Below are 24321 nucleotides of genomic sequence, written 5' to 3' on the forward strand. Positions count from 1 at the left end.
TCGTTTTTAGATATTTTTTTATACTTTTTAGTCTTGTTTTATCTGCGTTTATAATAGTTCAGTAGTGCGTGGGGACACGATTCCAAGATCGAGAACTATCTTTTTTTATTTTTTTCTTGATCGCCTGCTTACCGTTTGTTTAGTGTTCCTTATGAATGTTAGACGTCCCGCCGCTTTGGGTTTTATCTTTATTACCGTTCTTATCGATGTGATCGGATTCGGAATCATCATTCCCGTTCTTCCGAAGTTGATTCAAGAATTGACCCGGGGGACTTTGAGCGACGCCGCTTTGTACGGCGGTTTTCTGATGTTCGCTTATTCCTTTGTTCAGTTTGTCTGCGCCCCTTTTGTGGGAAGTCTGAGTGATCGATTTGGGAGAAGACCGGTTCTTCTTGCTTCCTTGTTCGGGTTTACCCTTGATTACTTATTCTTAGCCTTTGCTCCTTCCATCTTTTGGTTGTTTGTCGGTCGTGTGATCGCCGGTGTTATGGGAGCGAGTTTTACGACCGCTTACGCATACATCGCGGACATCAGTCCTCCCGAAAAACGGGCGGCGAATTTTGGGATTTTAGGAGCCGCCTTCGGTCTCGGATTTATCATCGGGCCCGTCCTCGGAGGTTCCTTGGGGCAGTTTGGATCGAGGGCTCCTTTTTTAGCGGCGGCCGCGTTAACCCTCATCAACTGGCTTTTCGGATTTTTTATCCTGCCCGAATCCTTATCCAAGGAGAATCGGAGAGAGTTTGAATGGTCCAAAGCAAACCCGATCGGTTCTTTGCTGAGTCTCAAACGTTATCCGATGATCTTAGGATTGGTCGTAACCTTTTTCTTAATTAATACCGCCGCACATGCGGTTCAAGGCACTTGGAACTATTATACTATGGAGAAGTTTCAGTGGGACGAAGCCATGGTCGGATATTCTCTCGGAGTTGTGGGATTTGTCTATGCGATCACGCAGGGTGGACTGATTCGATTGATACTTCCGGTCTTGGGTCAGAATCGTAGTATTTACCTCGGTTTGGCTTTGAGCGCTCTTGGTTACGCGTTATTTGCGCTTGCCACGGAAAGTTGGATGATGTTCGTTTTTTTGGTTCCTTATTGTTTTGGAGGAATCGCGATGCCTCCTCTCCAGGGAATCATGTCTTCTCAGGTTCCGGCCAATGAACAGGGAGAATTGCAAGGGGCTCTTACCAGTTTGATGAGTGTGACTGCGATCATCGGCCCCATCTTGATGACGGGGTTGTTTGCCTATTTTACCGCAAAGGGCGCGCCCGTTTATTCTCCGGAGGCTCCGCTTTGGATGGGGACTGGGTTGACGGCGCTCAGTCTTTGGATCGCCGTGGGATCTTTGAGGAAACATCATTCCTAAGTTCGAGGATAAAAAGTAGGAACTCCTTTCTTCCGTTTCTCCGAGACAGAGATCGAGTCTTGAAATCTCGGGAAAAATCGGCGGACCAAACTTGTGTGGGAACTCTCACATTTTTCGGAGAGAGTTCCTCTTTGAAAAAAGTAGGAACTCATTTCGGAAGCCAGAATCTTTCGGGCGACTCCTGCGCGGGAGAAACCGGAAGAATCGGGAATCTTTGAGAAGAACCGCGCAGGACCGGGCTCTCACTCCGGTCAACGGCGAGGTCTTGAGCTCCTTTAGAGATCGTTTTTTCCTTTTGCCGTTGCCCCCGTTCGATCCCTGTCGCGGGGAGATCTTTTTTAAAAGTAGGAACTCCCTCTTTTTTCGAAATGCCCTGCGGAAGGGATCGAAGCGGAAATCCGGCGATGCGCCGTCGTGTTTACGGAAAATTCTTTTTTGGAGAACTTTTTTTTCCGATGGCGCTTCGCTGATTGAAGCGGAGAGCCCGGTTCCTTCCGCTTTTCGGATTCATCTTTCCTCTTTCTGTTTTTTCTTCGGAAGGAAGCCGCCATTTTTTTTTGAAAAACGAACCTTCTCTTCTTCGATCCATTTTTGAGCCTCTTAGGAAAGAAATTTCTTTCTTCTTTTTTTCGAAATTCCTTCTTTACCGGAAGCGCTTTGGAGAAGAGTCTAAGTTTTAATCTTATGAAAATCATCTCTTCCGTTCTCAAAGATCTCGGTGATAATTTCCGAGTTCGAAGAATTCTTCCCTCCTTCGATGCGCGTCATGTCGGACCCTTCGTCTTTGTGGATCACATGGGCCCCGTTCCGATTGATTCCGGAAAGGAACTCCTGGTTCGCTCTCATCCCCATATCGGGCTTGCGACGATCACTTATCTCTACGACGGGGTGATTCTTCATCGGGATAGCTTAGGAACCGAGATGCCCATTCGTCCTTTCGAAATCAATTGGATGACCGCGGGTTCCGGAATCGCTCACAGTGAACGTTCTCAATTGGATCCTCAGTTTTCTTTCCTGGAAGGAATTCAAACCTGGGTTGCTCTTCCCAAAGAGTCGGAAGAAGTAGATCCGGAATTCTTTCATCTGGATCGGGAACAAATTCCGGTTCTTTCGGGAGATCTCTGGGAGTTCCGACTTGCGGCCGGAGAATTTTCCGGGAAACAGTCTCCGGTGAAAGTTTATTCTCCTCTTTTTTACGGCGACTTGGAAGCAAAAGGAGGAGCAAAAGGAGAATGGAATATTCCTCTCGATCAGGAATCCGCTCTCTATGTCGCTCGGGGAAGTTTGGAGGTTCTTGGTAATAAAGTCGAAGTCGGTCAAATGGCTGTTTTTGATCTTGGAGAAAAAATTTCTTTTTCTTCCAGAGAAGGCGTTCGGGCCATTCTCCTTGGCGGAGTTCCTCTTCCGGAAAGACGTTACCTCTGGTGGAACTTCGTCTCCACTTCTCTGGAAAGAATTGAAAGAGCCAAATTGGAATGGAAGGAAGAACGTTTCCCTTCCGTTCCAGGAGAAGTGGATCGGATTCCTTTACCCGGTTGAGGAGTTTTTTTTGGGGACCAAAGGGATGTGGGAACTCTCACATTTTCGGAAGAGCCCCTGTTTTAAAAGTAGGAACTCTCATTGTTCCTTTCTCTGAGAAAAGAATTTCGATCCCCAGGAATGATCGTTAGACCAAAGGGATGTGGGAACTCTCACATTTTCGGAAGAGCCCCTGTTTTAAAAGTAGGAACTCCCTTCTTTCTCTCAAAAGAAGAACTAAAAAAGCGATTTTATCGCTTTTGAATGCTCACAAGAATTCCCGAAAGAGCGGCGTTTCCCGAAAGTTCGTCCAGAGATTCTTCGTCCGTAAGGTCGTTAATGCTCACTCCCGCGAATTGTTTCGCGACACTCAGACGGACACCGTTCTTCGAGTGACCGAAACCGTGCGGAATACTGACGACCCCGGGCATAATCTCGTCAGAAATTTCTGTAGGAATCAAAATCTTTCCGACTCTAGATTCCACTTGAACTTCTTCCTCTTCGGAGATTCCCAAATTCTTCGCGTCGTCGGGATGAATCAAAAGAGTGCAGCGATTCTTTCCGGTCATGAGCTTTGGCATGTTGTGCATCCAGGAATTGTTGTTCCGAAGATGTCTTCTTCCTATGAGGAGAAAGTTTACTTCTTTTTTCGGTTCGGACCATTCTTCGAATTTTTTCTTCAGTCTCGGAAGATCGTCTAACACGGGTTTGGGGAGAAGATGAATCTTTTTATCTTCCGTAAGAAGCCTCTCGGGAAAACAACTCATAAGAGGACCGAGATCGATTCCATGAGGATTGTCTTTTAACAATTGAATGTTGAGCATTCGATTGTGTTTCCCTTTTTCGCCATAAGGTCCGGTTCGAAGTGCGAAGTCAATGATCGAAGAAGGTCCTAATTTAGAAGTGATCAATTGATCGGGAAGGGGTTTCCCGGCTCTCAACAATTCTAATCTCTTTGTAAGATCGGTAAAAATTTCCCAGTCGTGGAGCATTCCCGGTTCCGGATCGAAGATCGGTTGTGCGTATTTCGTGGTATTTCGAACCGCAAAGACGTTGAAGATGATATCGTAGTGATCGTGTTCCAAAGTAGAAGTTGGAGGAAGAATGTAGTTTGCGTGTTGGGTCGTCTCGTTGATATAAAAATCGACGGAGACCATAAACTCTAAATTCTTTAGACCTTCTTCTAATTTTGCGCCGTTCGGAGTGGAAAGAACCGGATTCCCGGCAGAGGTTACAAAGGCTTTGATCTGACCTTCGCCCGGAGTGAGCATTTCTTCGGAGAGAGCTGCGACCGGAAGTTCATCGCTGAACTCGGGAAGTTTTCTCACACGGGTCTGAAACGTGTTGAAGGTTCCGGGAGAACTCTTGAGAGCCCCTTTGGGATCGACCGGATCGACTGCTGGAAGAGTGAACATCGCTCCTCCCTTCTTATCCAGATTCCCTGTGAGAATGTTTACGAGATTGATGAGCCACTGAGAGAGGGCTCCGAAGGCCTGCGTGGAAACTCCGATTCTCCCATAACAGACCGCATTTTCGGAAGAAGAAAATTCCAGAGCGATTCTTTCGATCGTAGAAGCGGGAACACCGGTCACCTTTTCCACTTTGGAGGGAGAATATTCGGATGCAAGATTTTGAATAAAGGAAAGATCCTTGGAATCAAAAAGAGAAGAAGGTTTCACCAGATTCTTCTCGAAGAAAACATGCAAGATTGCTAATAGAAAGAACGCGTCCGCGCCGGGACGAATGAAGACGTGTTCGTCCGCGTGAGTCGCCGTTTCTGTTTTTCTCGGATCGACGACGATAAACTTACCGCCTCTTTCTTGGAGTTCTTTCAATCTCTTCTTTACGTCGGGGACCGTCATAAGACTTCCGTTGGAAGCGAAAGGATTTCCTCCTAAGATGAGAAAGTATTTCGTATGATCGATGTCCGGGATCGGAATGAGGAGTTGATGACCGAACATGAGAAAAGAAAGAAGCTGATGAGGAAGTTGATCCACCGAAGTCGCGGAGTAATGATTCTTTGTTTTGAGGCGATTGGAGAATCTCTGACCGAAGAGCATCGAGCCGTAGTTGTGGACGTTCGGATTTCCGTTGTAAACTGCGACGGAATCGTTCCCGTATTTGTTTTGAATTTCAAAAAGCGCCTTGGCCGTTTCGGACAAAGCCTCCACCCAAGAAACTTGCACCCAACCTTCGGGAGTTCGCTTAACAGGAAATTTAAGGCGATCCGGATCTTCGTAGAGATTTTTGAGTTCGGGGCCTTTCGCGCAGAGATGACCTCGACTGAAAGGATCGTCCTTATCGCCGCGGATGGCGGAGATTTTACCGTCTTCGACTTCGATACGAAGACCGCACATGGCTTCACAGAGAGTGCAGGAACGAAAGTGGGTTTGTTGGCTCATGAATTTCCTCTCAAAGACCGGTCGATGGAATCCGATCTTTCAGAATCAGCAAGAATTTTATCCGATTTCTTGGAGGATGCAAAGAAATAAGTTTTGGCCGCATCCGCCAAACACGGAGAAAACGGAAGGGCGTTTGTAAAGAGGGCGGACCGGGCCGAGTCCGGGCTCGCGGATTCCCGCTCGGTCTGGTAGGAGAGCGCTCTAAAAATTGGGGCGCCCGTCTTTTTACCAGACCAAGCCCTCCCTGTCCCTTGCGGATGGAAAAAAGAAGACCTTCCGCTGATTCAGAAAAAATGTTGGAATTACGGAGAAAGCCGGTGAAGAAAATCTTTGAAAAAAAGGAAACGTTTTTAAAAAACTTCGAAAAGTAGGAACTCACGCGAAGATCTAAAAAGCTCTATGCTTTTCCCAATTTTAGAATGCGGGAACTCCTTAAGCGGATCCAAAGTGGAAGGCGTTTTTAAAAGGGAAAAAGTAGGAACTCACACTTTTATCCAGGCCCGTTCTGTTTTTTCCGAAATTCTCCCGAAGTAGGAACTCCCTCTTTTTCAAAAGGCTTCCCAAGAACAAAAGGGACAAAAAACTTTCCAAATATGTCCGAGGAATCCGATCCTATTCTCAAATTACAAAAAGATTTCGCGGAAGCGTTTTACTCGGAATTCAAAGAATTCTTCGGAGAAGAAAAAGAACACGGATATGAACTCTATTCTTTGAGCGGAGGTGAATTCGGTCCCAAGGGAAGTTGGGCCACTTTTACGATTCGAAATCCACTGGCCTCGCGTTCGCTCGTCTTTCGATACGATCCGGAAAATCATTCATTCTATGCGATGCTCAAAATCCAAGTGATTCCCGGAGAAGAAGACTGGGATCTGGATTCCCTCTTTCGAAGAAAGGGTTATCCCGTTCCTGAATTCAAAGACTCTCTGAAGAATGCCGGAGAATGGCTCTTTCATTCGATTGGGAGGCATTATCTCAGCGTGATCTTTCAATACTGTCCTAGAATTTTAGAACCGGACTTTCTTCCGGGAGTCTAAACTTTCCAGAAAAGGCTTCTTTTGTAGGAACTCACACTTAAGCTCAAAGGATTTCCGTTCTTGATTGGAGATTCTTCGAAAGTAGGAACTCCTCCGCTTTTTCACCGTAGCTTTCCCTGTTTTGCGGGAACTCCCGCAAAACATCCTGGATCGATAAGGTCTTGTAGGAACTCTTACGATCCCCGCGCGAAGGATACGGAGGGCTTGGTCTGAAAGACCGGAGCGTAGCGGAGCCCGGAGTAGCCTGACCCGATGGAAGGCTTCGTCTCACAATCTCTGAGAAAGATAAGGGGCGCGCCCGAATTCATCTCTCGGAGGAGTTCCTACTTTCTTTTATAGTTCCAATTCTTCCGAAAAGCGCGTCCTTAAAAAATTGACAAAAAACCGGGTTTACACCAGGAGGCTTCCGAAATTTTTGGTCTTAGAATGGAAATCCGCAATATCGCTATTATCGCCCACGTCGACCATGGGAAAACCACCCTCTTAGACGGAATCCTCCGTCAGACCGGAGCAGTCACTGCCAAAGAAGACACAGATCGGATCATGGACTCCAATGACCTCGAAAAGGAAAAAGGAATCACGATCAAAGCAAAGAACACTGCCGTCGTTTACAAGGGAACCAGAATCAACGTCGTAGACACCCCAGGCCACGCGGATTTCGGCGGGGAAGTGGAACGCGTTCTTTCCACAGCGGATTCTTGTCTTCTTCTCGTGGATGCGTTTGATGGACCTATGCCTCAGACACGTTTTGTTCTCGGCAAATCCCTTCAACTCGGACACAAACCCATTCTCGTCATCAATAAGATCGATCGTCCCGGAGCAAGACCGGAAGCCGTTGTGGATATGGTTTTTGACCTTTTCTCCGACTTAGGCGCGACCGATGAGCAGTTGGATTTTCCGATTGTCTATGCTTCTGCAAAACAAGGCTGGGCGGTGAACAACCTCAGCGAATCTCCGGGCACGAATCTGGACCCACTTTTGGATACGGTCCTTAGCCACGTCCCTCCGGTTCAAGCAGACAACGAAGCTCCTCTTCAATTCCAAGTGACTTCTCTGGATTATAACGACTATGTGGGAAGAATCGCAGTCGGAAAGATCTATGCCGGGAAGATGGCCCTTGGAATGAATGTGATTCAATTAGCCGCAAAAAAATCGGACACTGCGGCGCCTGCGGACACAACTCTCTTTCGTATTACAAAATTATACAACTTCGAAGGCCTGAGAAGAAACGAAGTCAACACAGCGGAAGCGGGTGATATCATCGCGATCGCGGGACTTCCCGACGTCTTTATCGGAGATACGATTTGTGAGCCTGGAAAACCGGCTCCAAGACCGGCGATTGAAGTCGAAGAACCGACCGTTTCGATGTATTTTATGGTGAACAATTCTCCATTTGCCGGAAAAGAAGGAAAGTTCGTAACCACTCGTAACATCCGGGAACGTCTGGATCGAGAATTGGAAACCAACGTAGCGATGAGATTGGAAGAAACCGAAGACAAGGATCGTTTTAAGGTTCTTGGACGAGGAGAACTTCATTTATCGGTTCTTATCGAAACGATGAGAAGAGAAGGATTTGAGATTCAAGTCTCTCGTCCGGAAGTAATCTTAAAGTCCAATGAACAAGGTCAGAAATTAGAACCTTACGAGTATTTGGTGATGGACATTCCCGACCAATTTACAGGACAAATCATTTCAGAACTCAACCGAAGAAAGGGTGAACTTCAATTGATGGACGCGCATCCCTCCGGAATGACTCGCGTTGAATTCGTAATTCCGACACGAGGAATCATCGGTTTCAGAGGTTACTTTATCTCTGAAACCCGCGGTGAAGGTGTGATGTCTTCCCGTTTTCTCCGTTTTGATATCTACAAAGGAGAAATCCCGGGTCGTAAGAACGGCGCTCTCATTTCTATGGACTCGGGAGAATCGACCGCGTACGCACTTTGGAAGATTCAGGAAAGAGGAGAATTGGTCATCGGACCAAACACGGCGGTGTATCCCGGAATGATCATCGGAATCCATTCTCGCGAGAATGACCTCGAAGTGAATCCCGTGAAAGAGAAAAAGCTGAGTAACGTTCGTTCCTCCGGAGCGGATGAGGCGATTCGTTTGATTCCTCCTCGGAAATTTTCTCTGGAACAAAATATTGAATTCTTAGACGACGATGAACTTCTGGAAGTAACTCCTCAGAGTTTACGACTTCGTAAGAAATACCTCGACGCAAATATGCGTAAGCGTAACAAATAAAAAAAATAGAACCGCAAGCTCCCCCAACAAGGACCTGCGGTTCTTTCTTTTTCTCTTTTGAATTATTTGCTCTTCCTTTGAAGACTTTCTAAAAAAATCTTTCCATCGAACTTCAGTTCTTTTCAACCGAAAGAATGGCTCTTTCATTCGATTGGGAGGCATTATCTCAGCGTGATCTTTCAATACTGTCCTAGAATTTTAGAACCGGACTTTCTTCCGGGAGTCTAAACTTTCCAGAAAAGGCTTCTTTTGTAGGAACTCACACTTAAGCTCAAAGGATTTCCGTTCTTGATTGGAGATTCTTCGAAAGTAGAAACTCCTCCGCTTTTTCACCGTAGCTTTTCCTGTTTTGCGGGAACTCCCGCAAAACATCCTGGATCGATAAGGTCTTGTAGGAACTCTTACGATCTCCGCGCGAAGGATACGGAGGGCTTGGTCTGAAAGACCGGAGCGGAGCGTAGCGGAGCCCGGAGTAGCCTGACCCGATGGAAGGATCCGTCTCACAATCTCTGAGAAAGATAAGGGGCGCGCCCGAATTCATCTCTCGGAGGAGTTCCTACTTTCTTTCAATCCCAAAGAGTTATACGAATCCATACATTCTTTGTAAGTAGTGCATTGTTTTCTTTTTGAAAATAATATTATAAATTGAATCTTACTTCCGGAATTTCTAAAGAGTGCGGATTTATCATTGAATATATTACTCTATATATTCGGAAAAATTAATCAAGAAGAATGGAACCGGGTTTAAAACATTCGGTTTCTAAAATCTTAGAAACGCTTCCAATCAAATCAGAAATATATTTCCAATTCAATTTTATTTTTTTTTGGCCTTCTTTACTTCTAAATCCGTATAAAAAATATGGGAAGAGTGAAAATCAATCTGAGTCTAAATGCAAAATGAAGTTTATTTTGATTTGAATTTGACAGGAGGCGGCTTGCTAAAAGTCCTGATAATAAAATTGGAGAAAGCATGAAAGCTTTTATAAAAGATATTTGGTTTCATAGAGAATCGGAGATTCGATCTCTCAACGGACTTCGCGCTTTCGCAATTATATTAGTAATCTTGAATCATTACGCCCTTGTATGGGAAGAGTTGGGGACGTTCCATTCCGAAACTTTTTTCTGGTCGGGAGTGGACCTTTCCTTCGTTCTGAGCGGTTTTTTGATTTCGATGGGTTTGTGGAAGGACTGGGAAAAAAACGGAAAAATCAATTACAAAACCTTTTTTTTAAAAAGGACTCTTCGTATTTTTCCTTCTTACTTCCTATTTCTGGCGATAAGCTTTGCGTTTTTGACATTTGCTCTGAAGTTCGCTCAAGAGAAAGAGATGTTGCAACAAACAAATCGGCTGAGTCTTTCCCTGATGAATTCCTGGGGAGATTTCGTTTTTCTCGGTAACTATGTCCAAGGATTTAACATTCATACCTGGTCTCTTTCTATGGAAGAACAGTTCTATCTGGTTTTTCCCTTTTTTTGCGGCTGGGTTTTGTTTAAAAGAAACCCCAGAGTCAGGCAGTTTTCACTGTGGTTCCTTCTTTTGATTCCAACTTTAACCCGTTTTTGGATCTTTCAAACTACGAGCTATCCCGCCACTCCCGAATACTTTCAGGAGATTTATTTTCCTTTTCACACTCGATTCGATTCCATCTTAATGGGTGTGATCACGATGGACCTTTATGTAAATCACAAACGTATCGTTTCAAGATTCCGGAAAGACGGACTCGTCTATTACTCCTTTTTGCTTTTTTTTGTTTTTCTTTTGTTTGCCGCACACTGGATCCAAGAGGAAAAAAATACCGTTTTTGCCCATACGATTCGATACAACTTTCTGAACATCGGTTTTGCGGGAATTTTATTCCTTTCCGTGATTCGTTTTGGGGGTTTTTTACATAGATTTTTTAGTCTTAGGATATTCGTTCCTGTTGCAAGGATGAGTTTTACAATTTATCTCTGGCATTTGGTTTTGATCGGAGTCTCTATTTCGATCCTGGGTGTCAAATCCGCGCCGGAATCGGACCTAATATTTTTCGCTCAATTTTCGTTAGTATTCCTTTTTGTCCTTCTCTTGGCGCTCCCGCTCTATGTTCTGATCGAATATCCGTTTCAAAAACTGCGTATCAAAATCACCTCGAAGTAAAATGGATTAAATTAGAATATTCTAAAATTCTACTTTTCATTTTTTAATTTTTCGATTTCCCGGATCAGTTCTTCCTTGCTTACGTTCGGATCCGATTTTAATTTGTGAATGAGTTCGTCGGCCGTCGCTCTTTTGTTAAACGCCTTTATGTCGACGGTTCCTTCTAAAAGAATCGGATCGCCGATAAAGACGGAGAGATTTTTTTTAGAAATGGGCTCCAACGTCGCCGATTGTTGAAAGACTTCGATTACTTTACAAGGCGCTTTTTCCTTTCCCACAAAGAAGACCATTCCGGGTCTGATAAAATCCGTCTTCGAAAATATTCCAACGATTCTATCTTCGACGTTTTCTCCGCCTTTGTAAAAGACGACTCCCGCGATTTCGTTGTCCAAAGTGATTTTTTTCTGATTTACGTTAGTCGTTATTCTACCTAAAAACGCGTTGCCGATTTTTCGGTAGATCGCTTTGGAGAATTTCAGTTCTCTTCCGTCCGGTGAAATTTCACCTAAAAGATTGCCGCTCGAAGTTACATTGCCGACTTCTCGCACTTTTGCCGGGGCGCCCATTTCGTTGAGTTTCCATTTTTTAGGATCGGATTCCCTTGCACCCATGTGAAGAACGTGGTATTCCTGATATAAAAATTCCTGCAGTAGAATTTCATTCTGACTTGTCACAACTCCGCCGGATCGAATTCTCCATTCCTCTCTGTTGTCGCTTGCGAAAAAAGAAAGTCGGACGATCGTTTTTCGTTCAAACGCGAGATCGCCGTTTGCTTTTGGAAAGATGCTGAGGATTTCGATCTTTAATTTTCCATCCTTGCTCCATGCGTCGGTTTCGGAGGAAAGATAAAGGCCGCTCAGATTCGGATCGGAAGGAGTGGGTTTTCCTTTAAGATTACCGATGCAGTTAATAAACAAAAAAGTATATAATAAAATAAGAATATAGTGAATTTTTATTTTCATAGGAGTTCCGAAAGTTAGAATGTATTATTCATTATCAAGGGTAAAGTATCTTTTTCCTCAGGCTTTCTTTTTGTTTTACGGAAGTTTCGACTTTTCGAAAGAGTCAATTCGCTTCGGATTTGGCTTCGAAGATTTCCCAGAAGCCATATACTTTTTTTTCAAGGAATCCGGAAATTTTTCGATCGAATAACGCAGCATTGTTCTGGGCATTTTGTCCGCGAAACGATCTAAAAAAGCGATTTCATTTTTTTTATCTCGATTGCCGACCTCACGGAGCATCCAGCCGACCGCTTTGTGGATGAGATCCTCTTTATCGTTCAAAAGGAGTTCGGAAAGATTGATAATATCTTTAAAGTCGCCTTTACGGATGAATGCGTAAGTGGAAAGGACGGAAATCCTTTTTTCCCAAAGATTTTTCGATTTGGCAAGCTGGTACAAAATTTTGCGATCCTTGTCCAAAAGAAATTCCCCGATCAAAACCCTCGCGCTCAAGTCGACTAAGTCCCAGTTGTTAACCTTTTTTAAGTGTTTTAGATAAAATTGATGGAGAGTTTTTCGATTTTTTTCATCCCCTTTTTCAAATTGTTCGCAGAGAATAAAAAGAGAGGTGAGTCTTTCTTCGTGAATTTCGGATTGTAAAAGAATTTCGATTTCTTTGAGGGGAAGTGTTTTGTGTTGTTTGGCGATTTTTCTTTGATTGGGAACCGTAACTCCGAGGAAGATGTCGCCTTCCGCGTATTCGCCCGGGGCGGTTTTAAAAAAGCGGGAAAGAAATCGTGCTTTGATTGGATCGCCTAACTCTTGCAAGGTTTTTCGAACATTTTCGGCCTTCGAGACGATTAGGGAATCTTTCATCGTTCTTTGGTATCGAGTCTAACCTTCCAGGCAATACTATTTTTAAATCCGAGAATGTAGTAAAAGATTGACTTCGTTTTAACAAACGTATCCAATTCAGTCCGATTTTATACCTTTCCGAAAAGGAGAATTCCATGTTTATCGGGCATTACAGCGTGGCCTTCGTTTTAAAAAAGACCGTCCCAAAAACTCCGCTCTGGTCCCTTCTTGTCGGAGTACAGCTTGTCGACTTTTTATTTATGATTTTTGTCGTGTTTGGAATCGAACACATGAGATTGATTCCAGGTTTTACGGCAAGCAATCCATTCGATCTTTATTATATGCCTTATACTCACAGTCTTATCGCGGGAATCTTCTGGGCGATCTTTGCGTTTTTAGGATTTTACTTTTATTTCAAATCGGAGATCGATTCTTATCGATGGAAGGCGCCGTTTGCGGTTTTTCTTTCAGTTCTTTCGCACTATTTTTTAGATTTACCGGTGCACACTCCGGATCTTCCGATTTTCGGCGATTCCGGAACCAAGTTGGGTTTCGGTCTTTGGAACAATCTCTGGCTAACCGTCGGAATCGAGGCCGCGTTGACTGTTTCCTCCTTCGTTTATTATTTGAGAGGAAGCAAAAGTGGAGAAGGTTTTTCGGGGCGGTGGGGGATGCCGATTTTAGGTTTGATCTTTTTACTCCTGATCCTCATCAATCCATTTGCTCCCGTGCCGGATAATATCTACCAGTTTGCAATTCAGGCACTTGTTCTTTATTCTTTGATCGCTTTTTTCGGACATAGGCTGGACTCGAAACGAGTCTACCAGGTTTCGTAAAGTTAAAAACGGAAAGCTCCTACAATGCAGACCGTTGAAAAAAGGATTGTTCGAGGGCGAATTGTGTTCGCTTCTAAACAAAAAATCAGAGCCTTTTTTTAGCTTCTTTGTTCCTTAGAGAACAAGGAAAGCCTGGAGAAGTCGGCCATTCGTTAGAAGAAAGGCTTGTCAGAAACCGTTTGAATTCCAGAGTTAAGAAAGTATGGCAAATCGGGAAGAAACGAAAAAAAGCACGAAGACGAAAAAACGTCCTCTTCATAATATTTATGGAAAGGAAATTCTTAGAAAACGTCTTGAGTCTGAAAAATTCCCTCGAACTACCCTATCTTTTTATCGTTATGTCATTTTAGAAAACGCAGAAAATCTGAGAGATAAACTTTATTCGGAATGGGAGGCTCTCGGAGTTCTTGGACGAATTTATATCGCGAGAGAGGGAATTAACGCGCAACTTTCGGTTCCTACCCACAACTTCGAAAAATTTAGGGAGAATTTGGATTCGAGAGAAGAATTCAAAGATATGCCGTTTAAGATCGCGGTCGAAGACGATCGTGAGTCTTTTCTAAAATTGGATTTAAAGATCAGAAAAAAAATCGTCGCCGACGGACTGGACGACGACTCATTCGATGTGACTAACGTAGGAACTCATCTTTCCGCGGAAGAATTCAATAAACATTTAGAATCGGAAAAGACGATCGTAGTGGACGTACGAAATCATTATGAGAGCGAGATCGGTCATTTTGAAAGGGCCATTCTTCCTCAGTCGGATACGTTCCGCGAAGAACTTCAAATGCTTCTCGAATTGCTCAACGGAAAAGAAGATGAGAAAATTCTAATGTATTGTACCGGAGGCATACGTTGTGAAAAAGCGAGCGCTTGGTTAAAACACCACGGTTACAAAGACGTAAATCAACTTCACGGCGGTATTATTTCTTACGCTCACGAAGTCGCCGAAAAAGGATTGGAGTCCAAATTCAAAGGCAAAAATTTCGTTTTTGACGGACGTTTGCAGGAAAAAATCGGAACTGAAATCATTTCTACCTGTCATCAATGCGCTCAGAAAAGCGATCGTCACGTTAACTGTGCAAACCCCGGATGTCATATTCTTTTTATTCAATGCGAGAACTGCTCCGAAAAATTCGAAGGTTGTTGTACGGAAGAATGCAAAACGGTTCTTCATTTGCCGAAGGAAAAACAAAAGGAAATACGCAAGGGCAAATTAAACGATAATCGATTTTTTACGAAATCGAGAATTCGCCCAAAAATTTCCGAACTTTATAAAACTCAAAATCCTTTCGAAACGGTTTAGACGTTTAGAAATTTCACTCGTTTGGACCAAAACCAAGCGAGAATCACTCCTGCGATTGCGTGCCAAATTCCCCAGACGGCGGCGATGATCGCCATACTTCCTTGCCCTCCGAAAAAGGCGAAGATGAGAACTAGGCCAAGTCCTGAATTTTGAATTCCGGTTTCTATCGAAATACATCGCGAGTCCCTTTCGTCCAGTTTCATCAGTTTAGCAAAGTAGTAACCCAAAAGGAACCCGACCGAGTTCATTAGAAAAACGTAAAGAAAGACCTTGTGAATGACTTGTAAGAATACCTGAAAGTTCGCCGCGAGAGCCACAATCAGAAAAGCCGCAAAGATTAAGGCTGAAAGAAGTTTCAGGGGTTTTTCTACTTTGGCGGAAACCGCGGGTAGAAAACGATTCGTCAGAATTCCAAGAGTGATCGGAATCAGCAGGATCATCAGGATCGCTTTGAAAACATCCCAAGGATCCAGGGTGATTTCTTTCAACGCGTTGTGTACAGGAGGATAAAGATTTCCCCAAAAAAAGAAATTAAACGGAGTTGCAAGGATGGCTAACGTAGATGAAAACGCGGTCAGTGAAATTGACAGAGCCGTGTTTCCTTTTGCAAGTGATGTGATAAAATTGGAAATGTTGCCTCCGGGGCAGGCCGCGACGAGAAGCATTCCTAACGCGACTCCAGGCGGAGGATTTAGAATCCAGAGCAGGAGATAAGTGGCAAACGGGAACAATACAAATTGCGAAACGATTCCTGTAATGGACGCTTTCGGTTTTTTAAAAAGAAGTTTAAAATCTTCTAATTTAAGCTCCAAGGCGATCCCGAACATGATCAGCCCCAATAAAAGATTTAAAAACAATAATCCGCTTTCGTTAAAATTAATCCGAACTGCGTCCAATTCCTGCATCGATTTAATCCGCCCAAGCCACGTAAATTTGTCTTGGTCCAGTAAAAGGATGTCTTCCGTGCGAGACCGAGTAGTTGTCGATCACTAGCACGTCTCCGTTTTGCCAGGAAAAAAGAGAGATGTTTTTCCAGAATACCTTTTGGATTTGAACGAGTTCTTCTGAGGTAATTTCATCTCCGTTGCCGTAGCTGCAATGTGTATCCAGATATTCTTTTTTCGTCGTGAGTTTTTTGAGAAGAGTTAAAACTTCGAGAGCGATTCCGATAAAAAAACCGCGAATCGTTTTCTGACGAGCAAAGATATGCCAGTATTCTTTTCTCGCTGCATCGATATGAAAGACTTGCGAATGATTGTGCCAGGCAAGCGTTTTGAAGTCAGGATGTTTACGGACTGCAAGTGTGGTATTGATCAGTCGAAGATTATCTTCTCCGAACCATTCCACATTAAAGTTCTGTTTTTTAGAAACCTTTTCGACTTCTTCCCGATTTTTGGTCTGAAACATTTCATCCCAACGTTTTGTTTTCCAAAACTGAAAGCGGGATTGATTGGTGGGCCCGTTGTAAACTCTGGAATACTGAATTTTTTCCTTTTCAAATTTATCACGAATCGATCGAGGGACTTCTTGTAGGACCTTTCTAAGATCGGTAATCGGAGTTTCCCCGAATTGACCGGGAGCTTGACCACAAAAGAAAAAGAGTTTCCGAGGAGGAGAATCCAAAAAACTCATCTCCGCATGTTGCATGATCGGATAAGCGGGAGGCAGTTCGGTCGCGGTGAAGGCATACTTCGTCACCTGATTGCGGGGAGAAGTCCCAAGATAATTATTCTTTAGATTCGGATCCACGTTTAAGATTACGTCCTCAAAGTCTTGAGGAGATACTACGTCGAAACCTCTGAAAAGGATAGCGCCGTATTCTTTCAGATCTTCATTTAACGCGCGTTTGTTGGATTTGATCCACTGGATCAAAGAAGATTTAGCGGCTTGATCGGGTGAACTCGGCCGATAGACGACTGGAAGAGGGTTTGTAGAATCCAGAAAACCTTTTTGTAAGGAAGGGGCGGACTTTGCACCCGCCTTTTTAGGAGCAACCGACTTCGGTTTCGGTTTAGACTGAGTCTTTCCTTTTGACTTCGGTTTAGTAAGAGTTTTTGTCGCCATGATGTATAACGTCCCTCGAAAAGATTTCCAGATCCTACTCAATGATTTATTTGGAAAAGGTATTTTTTAAATACGATAAGAATGTGGTTTTCCCGGAGCACAAGAAAAATTTAGTATAGCAGAATAAAATTTAATAAAACGAATCAGTCGAAAGGGGCAGGGGCTGACACTTGATTCTAAAAAGAGGAGTTTTTGCTAAGGATTAGACGGTTCTTTCGAAATTCTTTTCACTTTGAAAATGAATAGAATATTTTACATTCTGCACAAGATCATTTTTAGAACTCAAATCCTCTGCGACGAGATTCTTGAATAAAATACGTTCGTTAAAACGGAAATCACAGGGATCTCATTGAATTGTTTCCAGGAAGGCAAATCCGAAAAAATTCTATTCACCAAGGGATGGATTTTTGAAAGCTCGGGGCGTTTTGGTCGTTTTCTGGTCGGCGGAGTTCCGACTTCGATTTTGTTCCGGAGACGGTTCGGATGAGATGAATGATTCTTTTTCATCCGAAAAACCGGTTTCTGAAATCTTGTTCGTCGGGCTTGGTGGATTGAGTTTATTCTTCTCGGTCGATTTAGAAACGAGAAAGCGTTTTCACACGAATCGTGATCCTGTCATCGGCAAGGATCGCTTCGGTCGTGGACCGAAATTGAATTTTGCATCGACCTGATTCTTATATTTCTTGGAGAAAAGTTCGAGAGGCGATTTTTAAAATTCCGCAACCTCTTCGAATAAAAGTAAATTCAATAAAAAGAATATGTTTACTTCATAAATTCTCAGATCTCGATGCAAACTTTTCCGAAATGTTTTCCCGCTTTGAGAGCTTCATACGCTTTCGGCGTTTTTTCGAAAGGATAGATTTCATCGACTACGGGTTTGATTCCGTTTATACTGATCGCTCTGTTCATGTCTTCGAAATTTCTTCTGCTCCCCACGATGATTCCTTGCACTCGGATTCCTTGCATCAAAATCGGAAAAAGGGATAGGTTGTTGCTTTCGCCGCCCGCGAGTACGCCGATCAGCGCGATGGTTCCCCAAGGTTTCGTACTGGAAATGGATTTCTGCAAAGTTCCGGCGCCTCCGACTTCGATGACGAGATCGGCGCCTTTCATGTTCGTCATCTTCCTTATTTCCCGATCCCAGTTCGTTTTTTCGTTATAGTTGATAATCTCGTCCGCACCGAGAGCCTTTACCTTTTTTAATTTATCGTCGCTGGAGGAAGTGGCGATCACCCTGGCTCCCATCATTTTAGCAAATTGTAATGCAAAGATGGAAACCCCTCCCGTCCCTTGTATGACTACTGTCGCTCCGGGTTGAATATTTCCGTGTGTCACAATCGCGGTGTAAGCGGTAAGAGCCGCACAAGGTAAAGTGGAAGCTTCGGCGAAAGAAATATTCTCCGGCATCGGAACCAAACCTTGTTCTCCGAAAATTCTGAATTCGCAGAGTGTTCCGTCTAACGGACCTCCGAGAGTGTTTCTGAGCATATCTATGTCCGGAGCTCCGTCCAACCAAGTCTGAGCGAAGTTGGCGCAGACCTTGTCTCCCACTTTCCACTTGGTGACTCCCGAACCAACCTGAACGATTTCTCCCGCTCCATCGGAGAGGGGGACTAAAGGGAGTTTCTGTTTCGGATTGTATTTTCCGATCGCCATCAGATAATCTCTGTAGTTCAGAGAAGCCGAACGCATTCTTACTAAAACTTCTCCGTGTGCCGGAGTTGGATCCGGGCGTTCCGCGATTCTTAAATTCTCAAGTCCGAATTGATTTTGGATTTCATATACTTTCATAAAGACGATTTTCTCCCGGATCTCTGGGAATGTTTTCTGAGAAATACCTTGCAGGAAAACTCATTTTTTACTTTTACATCGGTATGTTTCGGTTCAAATTCTTCTAGATCCGTCGGAAACAGAAATAGGAGTTCGATCGAAGTTAAGAATCGTCTAAGAAACGGATGTTTCAGTCCGATCCAGGATTTCCTTTTTCTGATTGCTTGCCCGCATCTTTCGGAAAAGCTGGAAGGAGAAGTTATGGCCGGTATTGAAGAAATTCAGAGAGAGATTGTTTCGGAATTTTCAGAATGTACGGATTGGCAGGAACGTTATCAACTTCTTATCGAAATGGGGGACGAACTCGGTTCTATTCCGGATTCGTTAAAAACTCAAGAACGTCTTGTTCCGGGTTGTCAATCTCGCGTCTGGATCGTTTCGGAAGAAACTGATGGAAAAGTTCTTTTTCAAGCGGACAGCGATTCCGCGATCACAAGAGGTATGATCGCTCTTCTGATTCGGGTTTTTTCCGGAAGAACCCGAGAAGAGATCAAGAACGCCTCCCTCGAATTTTTAAAAGAGATCGGACTCGACAAACATCTTTCGATGTCTAGACGAAACGGTCTTTATTCCATGGTAAACATTCTTAGAAATAGTTGAATACTCGGTTCTCTTTTGCAGATCCTTAGAAGGAATTTGAAAACGGGTTCTGCGAGAAAGAGATCGATGGCATTTTGTTAGAATTCCCGCAAAAGGGTGAGGAGACTTTGTGCTTGCAAAAAAACTATTTTTAGAGAACGAAAAAGTCCCCTGATTTTTTCGCCACCCTCTCAAAAAACTCAGCGCCAACTCCGACTGATCGATCTCAGAGACCTACCTACAAATGGAGAGGAACTGCAATGAGAATCGTCTCGAGAAGAGGGAATTGTCGGAGTTCCGACGCGTGCTTTTTTGTTGCAAAATTAGGATTTCGTGATATAGAAAAGAGACCCGAGGTTTTCCCGCCACCGCTCCCCACCACCCGAAATTTGGGCGGGGCGCGACTTTTTACGGAGGATTGTCGGAGTTCCGACGGATTCTCTGAAGATCCAGACGGCTTTTGGGCAAGGATCTCCGCTCTCAGTCGGGTCGCGAACCTTCCACGGAAAGAGTCTATCTGACGACGATCTGTCTTGAGATTCCAACCACTTTTGAAGAGGGTTCTTTTATTTTTGAAGGATGTCAGCTTTGACTTTGTTTCACGAATTTCAAGCTTAGAATCGATGAACATCAAAACCTTTACTCCAAACCGTTTTTTAAAATCTTATATCAAAGAATATAGGATCTTGGAAAGTGAAACGCAAAGGGAGAATCGAATCTTACCAAATTCTTCGATTGTTCTCACTTTTAGAATTCGCGGAGACGTTCGTATTGAGGAGCGTTCGAAGGAGAACGGAATCCCGGTTTTAGGAATTGCGGGTCTTCGAAAAAGTGCGCGTCTCATCCGTTATTCCGAAAAAGCGTCCATGCTTCTCGTAAATTTTCAAGAAGGAGGCGCTGCAAGATTTTTCAAAATTCCGATGAACGAAATTTTCGGAGTGAATTTATCCCTGGATCAACTCCTTCCCAAATCCAAAACTTCCGAGCTGGAAGAAAAACTCTCGGAAACAAAATCGGACGAAGAAAAAATCCGAATCGTAGAAAAATTCTTACTTTCCATTTTTCGGGAATCCAACGAGGACCTCCTTGTGATGGACTCGATCCAAAAGATTCGGAATTCAAAAGGGAATCTTCGGATTCAAGATCTTCTGAAAGGAATGCCGATCAGCCGGGATTCTTATGAAAAACGATTCAGACAAACGATTGGAACTTCCCCGAAACAGTTCGCGAATTTAATAAGAATTACAAACCTCATCGAACGATATTCTCCCATTGGATCACTTACGGATGCGGCTCTTGAGGCGGGCTATTTTGATCAAGCTCACTTTATCAGAGATTTTCGATCCTTTTCCGGTCAAACTCCGAAGGATTTTTTTAAAACTCCTCCTCTTTGGTAAATTCCTGAATTTATACAATTTTAATTTTTAATCCTATCGTATTCTGATTCTTACAAGGAGAAGAAGAATGCAAAAAATTTTAATCGATCGTTTTATCGTTCCTGAACCGGGACGAGAAGAATTTTTTCAAAGAGTCAAGATCAATCGTGACTTTATCAAAACGATTCCCGGGTTTATTCAAGATTCTGCATATTATAGGGAAGAAGGAGGTCTTCTTTTTTTTGTTACGTTTGCGGTTTGGAAAGACGAGGCCGCTTTAGAAAACGCCAAAAAAAACGTCCTCGCCGAATACGAACGAAAGGGTTTTGATATGCCAGCGATGCTCAAACGTTTGGGGATTTCGATCGAAAGAGGGATTTTTGAGGGGTTTGTTTAAGATTTTTTCGATTTTGAAAGTTGGGAAAAACTGAATTCATTGATTTGATTCAAGCCGAAGATTCTTTGTCTTTGTTTATGATTTGTGGAGGAACCTATTTCTACCTAAATAGGTCTCACTTCTCTATAAGTTTTTTAAGGAATTTTTGGACAAAGGACATTCGTAAAATGAAATCGCTAATCCTCCTGATCTTCGCGATCGGGTGTAGTAAAAATTATTCAAAAGTGCATTCTACCAGTCACGATGATTACAAGATGCAAAATAAAGTTGCGGTTCTTTCCGTTGAATTCGATGCGAATGCGTTAGCGGGCGACTCGCTCATGGAACATATCAGGAGACAATTGGAGACTACGAATGAACTTACCGACGCCGAAAGAGAAAAAGGAATCCTGCGAAGATCCGATCGTTACGAACACGCCGTAAAAAATACCGAGTTAAAGACGAAAGAGATCTTGTCGCGATTGGAAAACAAGATTATCAATCGGATGAATGCGCTTCTTATATCCAAAAAATTGGTTCCTTTAGAGAGATCCGAAATCGTAAAATTACTTAAAGAATCCTCTCTTTATCAAACGGGTCTTTTTGATAATGAAAAGAATATTCAGATCGGAAAACTCGCAACGGCTGATCTAATTATGCTCAGTAAGATCGAAGTTAAAGTTCGAGGAGCTTATGTTAAGAATTATGAAGTGACTCTAACCGGAAAATTGGTTTCCGTGAAGGACGGTCGGATTCTTGCCATCGGCGAGGTTTTTGCCGAGAATGAAATTTTGGATGAAAAACTCATCAACGAAGTTGTGGATAAGTGGTTCGATAGTATTCCGGACGGGAGTAAGTTGTTTCTATTGTTTTAGAATCCGGAATTTACGAGTTGGAAGAAAATCGGAAATTTCGACCAAACTAAAAATATACAAAGAACGGAATATTCATTTTTGATTTAACTCTTTTTTCGAAGTTTTAAGGGTAGTTTGTCCCAGATCAACTGATAAGAATTATTAATTCTCGTTTCCAATTCTTTCAATGTCAATGTACTCAAGGATTCGCACTGGACCCAGTCGTATCTCGCAAGATACGGAGCGGGGGCGACTCCTTTTTTTCGGGAAAGAATTTCCGCGTCTTCCGGATTACATTTGAAACTGACAGTAAACGGTTCTTCCGTCATAAGAACGCAGAACATTTTTTTGTGAACTGAAAAGACAAGGTCCTTTTCCCATTTGATGTCTTCCGTCGCGAAAGGTAAAGAAAGTGCGAATTTTCGAATTGGCTCGAATCTGGGATCGTTAGCTACAATTCTAATCATCTCTTATATCAATTCAGGACGGTCCGAGAGTTCGTTCGCATTTTGTTTTCCCGCAGGGAAATGTTTTCTGAGAAGTTTTGTAAACTCTTCTACGGCATCGAGGATGCTTTTTAGATATTCTCCGGAACGAAATCCTTTTTCCATTTTGTCACAAATTTCGTCTAACGTATCTTGTCCGATTTTTTTGTAGATCCCGCGGTCCGCTAGTAGTTCTATCTTTTTATCCACCAACTGGACGTAGATCAGAATTCCCGTGTTTTCTTCCGTGTCCCAGATTCTTCTTTCGGAAAAAAGTTCTTCGGCCCTTCTTTTGGCGTTCAATCCTCTTAGTATTCTCCAAAGGGGAAAATTTCCTTCCAGGATTACCTTGATTTCTCCGGTATGAAACTTTTCAGATTGGGAAACCGAAGATTCAATTTTCTTTAAGTCTTCTTTACTGAAGAATTTTTTGAAAAGAAAAGATTTGGATTTATCCGGAGAAAACGAGAACGCCGAAAAAAAGGATTCTATAAGATGATTTCCGATTCTGAGGAATTTGGATTTTTCTTTGATTTGATTTTTTAAAGTCATCTTCGCATCCTCTTTACCAACTTCCGGAAGCTCCTCCGCCTCCGGAACTTCCGCCTCCGCCGCTCCAAGATCCTCCACCCCCGGAGGAGGACGATCCCCAGGACGAGCCGGAACCGCCCATTCCTCCGCCGTTCGCGAGGACGAAAAACCAAAGCAGAAGCGCGCCCGGAATCAACATCCAAAGTGTGATCGACCAGAACAAACCTAACACGATAAAGATGATTCCGCTGATTCCTCCGGACAATCCGTTTCCGAATAAAAATCCGAATATTTTACCGAGAACGACTAATAGGATAAAGGCGGTGATGAGTTTGTTCGGAAGTTCGGGCAGATCCTCGCCTCCGGTTTCCGAATCCGAACCCGCTACACGGCCGGTTCCTTCCGGAAGTTCCTCTCCGTTGACCACGGCAATGAGCTGGTCGATCGCGTCGGAGATTCCTTGGTAGTAGTTCCCATTCTTAAATTGAGGAATCATAAAGTCGCTGATGATCCGTTTGGCGATCGCGTCCGGAATCGCACCTTCCAATCCGTATCCTACTTCGATTCTGGTTTTGTGGTCTTGGATCGCGACCACGACCAAGGCGCCATCGCTCACACCTTTGCGTCCGAGTTTCCATTTTTCAAATGCCTTGACCGCGTATTCTTCTATACTCCAATCCTTTGTGGAACCGATGACTAAGACAGCGATCTGGCTTCCTTTTCTCTTTTCAAACTGAACAAGACGTCCTGTGAGAACCGATTTTTGAGAATCGGTCAGAGTCGAAGTCATATCGGTGATCTGAGTTCTAAGTGTAGGAATTTCAGGATCTTCCGCTCTCCATTCTTCGTTTTGAAGAATCCAAAAAGAATTTTCGGTTCTTACGTTCCAACCCGCGGTCAACAATAGAAAACTTATAAAGAAGAATAGGTTTCTGTTCATTCGAAGTAGATTCAAAATTCTTAAAATTTAACTTCCGGTGGTTTGGAGATTTCTTTTTCGTTTTCTACCGTGAAGGAAGGTTTAGTCTGAAATCCGAAGACCTTTGCGGTTAGATTGCTCGGAAATTGACGGATCGTTACGTTGTATTTTTGTACGGATTGGATGTACCGATTTCTTGCGACGGTGATTCTATTTTCAGTTCCTTCCAATTGAGCCTGAAGGTCCCGAAAATTTTCGTTGGATTTTAGATCGGGATATTTTTCCACAACTACCAGAAGTCTGGAAAGTGCGGAAGTCATCTGTGATTGTGCCTGCGCGTATTTCTTAAATAGTTCCGGGTTGTTCAGGGTTTTTTCGTCGGCTTGGATCGATCCAACTCCGGCCCGCGCTCTGGTCACTTCGGTTAACACTTTTTCTTCCTGAGCCGCATAACCCTTTACCGTGTTGACTAAGTTGGGAATGAGATCGGCTCTTCTCTGATATTGGTTTAAAACTTCAGCCCAAGAAGCGGTGACGGCCTCGTCTTCTTCCTGGATCGTGTTGTAACCGCAGTTGGAAGAAGACAAGACCGCAAGGACCAGCATGGAAGCCAAAAACACTTTGGATAGAATCTTCGTTTTCAAGAAATTCTTTTCTCCTGTAGG

The 24321-nt window shown here is 43.5% G+C and carries 22 protein-coding genes; 12 read left to right on the forward strand and 10 right to left on the reverse strand.

Features of this window, described 5'->3' with window-relative positions:
* Positions 1-151: 151 nt before the first annotated feature.
* From JWG45_RS07820 to JWG45_RS07830, 3 genes are all read left to right on the forward strand, one after another.
* Positions 152-1366, forward strand: coding sequence for a TCR/Tet family MFS transporter (locus JWG45_RS07820; protein ID WP_205279206.1), 1215 nt, complete (start codon positions 152-154; stop codon positions 1364-1366).
* Between the two features lie 59 nt (positions 1367-1425).
* A complete protein-coding gene (locus JWG45_RS07825) occupies positions 1426-1584 on the forward strand; it encodes a hypothetical protein (protein WP_205279207.1) in 159 nt (52 codons plus the stop codon).
* A 466-nt stretch (positions 1585-2050) separates the two neighbouring features.
* Positions 2051-2905 (forward strand): pirin family protein, encoded by an 855-nt coding sequence (locus JWG45_RS07830; RefSeq protein ID WP_205279307.1) that lies wholly within the window; start codon positions 2051-2053, stop codon positions 2903-2905.
* A gap of 230 nt (positions 2906-3135) precedes the next feature.
* Here JWG45_RS07830 and JWG45_RS07835 read toward each other — a convergent pair whose 3' ends face one another.
* Positions 3136-5241 carry a molybdopterin-dependent oxidoreductase gene (locus tag JWG45_RS07835; RefSeq protein WP_232380589.1) on the reverse strand — a complete coding sequence of 702 codons (2106 nt, stop codon included), beginning with the start codon at positions 5239-5241 and terminating at the stop codon, positions 3136-3138.
* Positions 5242-5879: 638 nt separating this feature from the next.
* Between JWG45_RS07835 and JWG45_RS07840 the strand changes: the two genes are divergently transcribed.
* The 3 genes from JWG45_RS07840 to JWG45_RS07850 all read left to right on the forward strand — a co-directional run bounded on the left by JWG45_RS07840 (position 5880) and on the right by JWG45_RS07850 (position 10704).
* Complete coding sequence (locus JWG45_RS07840; RefSeq protein ID WP_205279209.1) at positions 5880-6320, forward strand: hypothetical protein; 441 nt, start codon at positions 5880-5882, stop codon at positions 6318-6320.
* A gap of 426 nt (positions 6321-6746) precedes the next feature.
* Complete coding sequence (gene typA, locus JWG45_RS07845) at positions 6747-8567, forward strand: translational GTPase TypA (protein WP_205279210.1); 1821 nt, start codon at positions 6747-6749, stop codon at positions 8565-8567.
* Between the two features lie 970 nt (positions 8568-9537).
* Positions 9538-10704 carry an acyltransferase family protein gene (locus JWG45_RS07850; RefSeq protein WP_205279211.1) on the forward strand — a complete coding sequence of 389 codons (1167 nt, stop codon included), beginning with the start codon at positions 9538-9540 and terminating at the stop codon, positions 10702-10704.
* Between the two features lie 29 nt (positions 10705-10733).
* Here JWG45_RS07850 and JWG45_RS07855 read toward each other — a convergent pair whose 3' ends face one another.
* Positions 10734-11666 (reverse strand): LIC12353 family lipoprotein, encoded by a 933-nt coding sequence (locus tag JWG45_RS07855; protein WP_205279212.1) that lies wholly within the window; start codon positions 11664-11666, stop codon positions 10734-10736.
* Positions 11667-11741: 75 nt separating this feature from the next.
* A complete protein-coding gene (locus JWG45_RS07860) occupies positions 11742-12521 on the reverse strand; it encodes a DNA alkylation repair protein (RefSeq protein WP_205279213.1) in 780 nt (259 codons plus the stop codon).
* 134 nt (positions 12522-12655) lie between these two features.
* Here JWG45_RS07860 and JWG45_RS07865 point away from each other — a divergent pair, with 134 nt between their 5' ends.
* Positions 12656-13336: a hypothetical protein gene (locus JWG45_RS07865; RefSeq protein ID WP_205279214.1), complete on the forward strand. Its 681-nt coding sequence runs from the start codon at positions 12656-12658 to the stop codon at positions 13334-13336.
* A gap of 202 nt (positions 13337-13538) precedes the next feature.
* On the forward strand, positions 13539-14642 hold the full coding sequence (gene trhO, locus JWG45_RS07870; protein ID WP_205279215.1) for an oxygen-dependent tRNA uridine(34) hydroxylase TrhO: 1104 nt from the start codon (positions 13539-13541) through the stop codon (positions 14640-14642).
* Here the strand turns inward: trhO and JWG45_RS07875 are convergent.
* The 3 genes from JWG45_RS07875 to JWG45_RS07885 form a co-directional block, all read right to left on the reverse strand.
* Complete coding sequence (locus JWG45_RS07875) at positions 14639-15547, reverse strand: bile acid:sodium symporter family protein (protein WP_205279216.1); 909 nt, start codon at positions 15545-15547, stop codon at positions 14639-14641. The two genes, trhO and JWG45_RS07875, sit on opposite strands and share 4 nt — an antisense overlap.
* A gap of 4 nt (positions 15548-15551) precedes the next feature.
* Positions 15552-16706, reverse strand: coding sequence for a TauD/TfdA family dioxygenase (locus JWG45_RS07880; protein WP_205279217.1), 1155 nt, complete (start codon positions 16704-16706; stop codon positions 15552-15554).
* A 777-nt stretch (positions 16707-17483) separates the two neighbouring features.
* A complete protein-coding gene (locus JWG45_RS07885; RefSeq protein ID WP_205279218.1) occupies positions 17484-18497 on the reverse strand; it encodes a zinc-dependent alcohol dehydrogenase family protein in 1014 nt (337 codons plus the stop codon).
* A gap of 240 nt (positions 18498-18737) precedes the next feature.
* Here JWG45_RS07885 and JWG45_RS07890 point away from each other — a divergent pair, with 240 nt between their 5' ends.
* The 4 genes from JWG45_RS07890 (at position 18738) to JWG45_RS07905 (ending at position 21742) form a co-directional block, all read left to right on the forward strand.
* The gene (locus JWG45_RS07890; RefSeq protein ID WP_205279219.1) at positions 18738-19136 is read left to right on the forward strand and encodes a SufE family protein; all 399 of its coding nucleotides are present in this window, start codon (positions 18738-18740) and stop codon (positions 19134-19136) included.
* Between the two features lie 602 nt (positions 19137-19738).
* On the forward strand, positions 19739-20512 hold the full coding sequence (locus JWG45_RS07895; RefSeq protein ID WP_205279220.1) for a helix-turn-helix transcriptional regulator: 774 nt from the start codon (positions 19739-19741) through the stop codon (positions 20510-20512).
* 67 nt (positions 20513-20579) lie between these two features.
* A complete protein-coding gene (locus JWG45_RS07900) occupies positions 20580-20888 on the forward strand; it encodes an antibiotic biosynthesis monooxygenase family protein (RefSeq protein WP_205279221.1) in 309 nt (102 codons plus the stop codon).
* A gap of 167 nt (positions 20889-21055) precedes the next feature.
* The gene (locus JWG45_RS07905) at positions 21056-21742 is read left to right on the forward strand and encodes a CsgG/HfaB family protein (protein WP_205279222.1); all 687 of its coding nucleotides are present in this window, start codon (positions 21056-21058) and stop codon (positions 21740-21742) included.
* A gap of 83 nt (positions 21743-21825) precedes the next feature.
* Here JWG45_RS07905 and JWG45_RS07910 read toward each other — a convergent pair whose 3' ends face one another.
* From JWG45_RS07910 to JWG45_RS07925, 4 genes are read right to left on the reverse strand one after another with little or no spacing between them, the layout of a single operon-like run.
* Entirely contained in the window at positions 21826-22188 is a 363-nt protein-coding gene (locus JWG45_RS07910) for an MmcQ/YjbR family DNA-binding protein (RefSeq protein WP_205279223.1), read from the reverse strand.
* A gap of 3 nt (positions 22189-22191) precedes the next feature.
* Positions 22192-22758 carry a TPM domain-containing protein gene (locus JWG45_RS07915; protein WP_205279224.1) on the reverse strand — a complete coding sequence of 189 codons (567 nt, stop codon included), beginning with the start codon at positions 22756-22758 and terminating at the stop codon, positions 22192-22194.
* Positions 22759-22771: 13 nt separating this feature from the next.
* Positions 22772-23677, reverse strand: coding sequence for a TPM domain-containing protein (locus tag JWG45_RS07920; RefSeq protein ID WP_205279225.1), 906 nt, complete (start codon positions 23675-23677; stop codon positions 22772-22774).
* A 20-nt stretch (positions 23678-23697) separates the two neighbouring features.
* Positions 23698-24300, reverse strand: a complete 603-nt coding sequence (locus tag JWG45_RS07925) for a LemA family protein (RefSeq protein ID WP_205279226.1) — start codon at positions 24298-24300, stop codon at positions 23698-23700.
* Between the last annotated feature and the right edge of the window lie 21 nt (positions 24301-24321).

This window comes from Leptospira ainlahdjerensis, from assembly GCF_016919175.1.
GTDB classification, from domain to species: Bacteria; Spirochaetota; Leptospiria; order Leptospirales; family Leptospiraceae; genus Leptospira; species Leptospira ainlahdjerensis.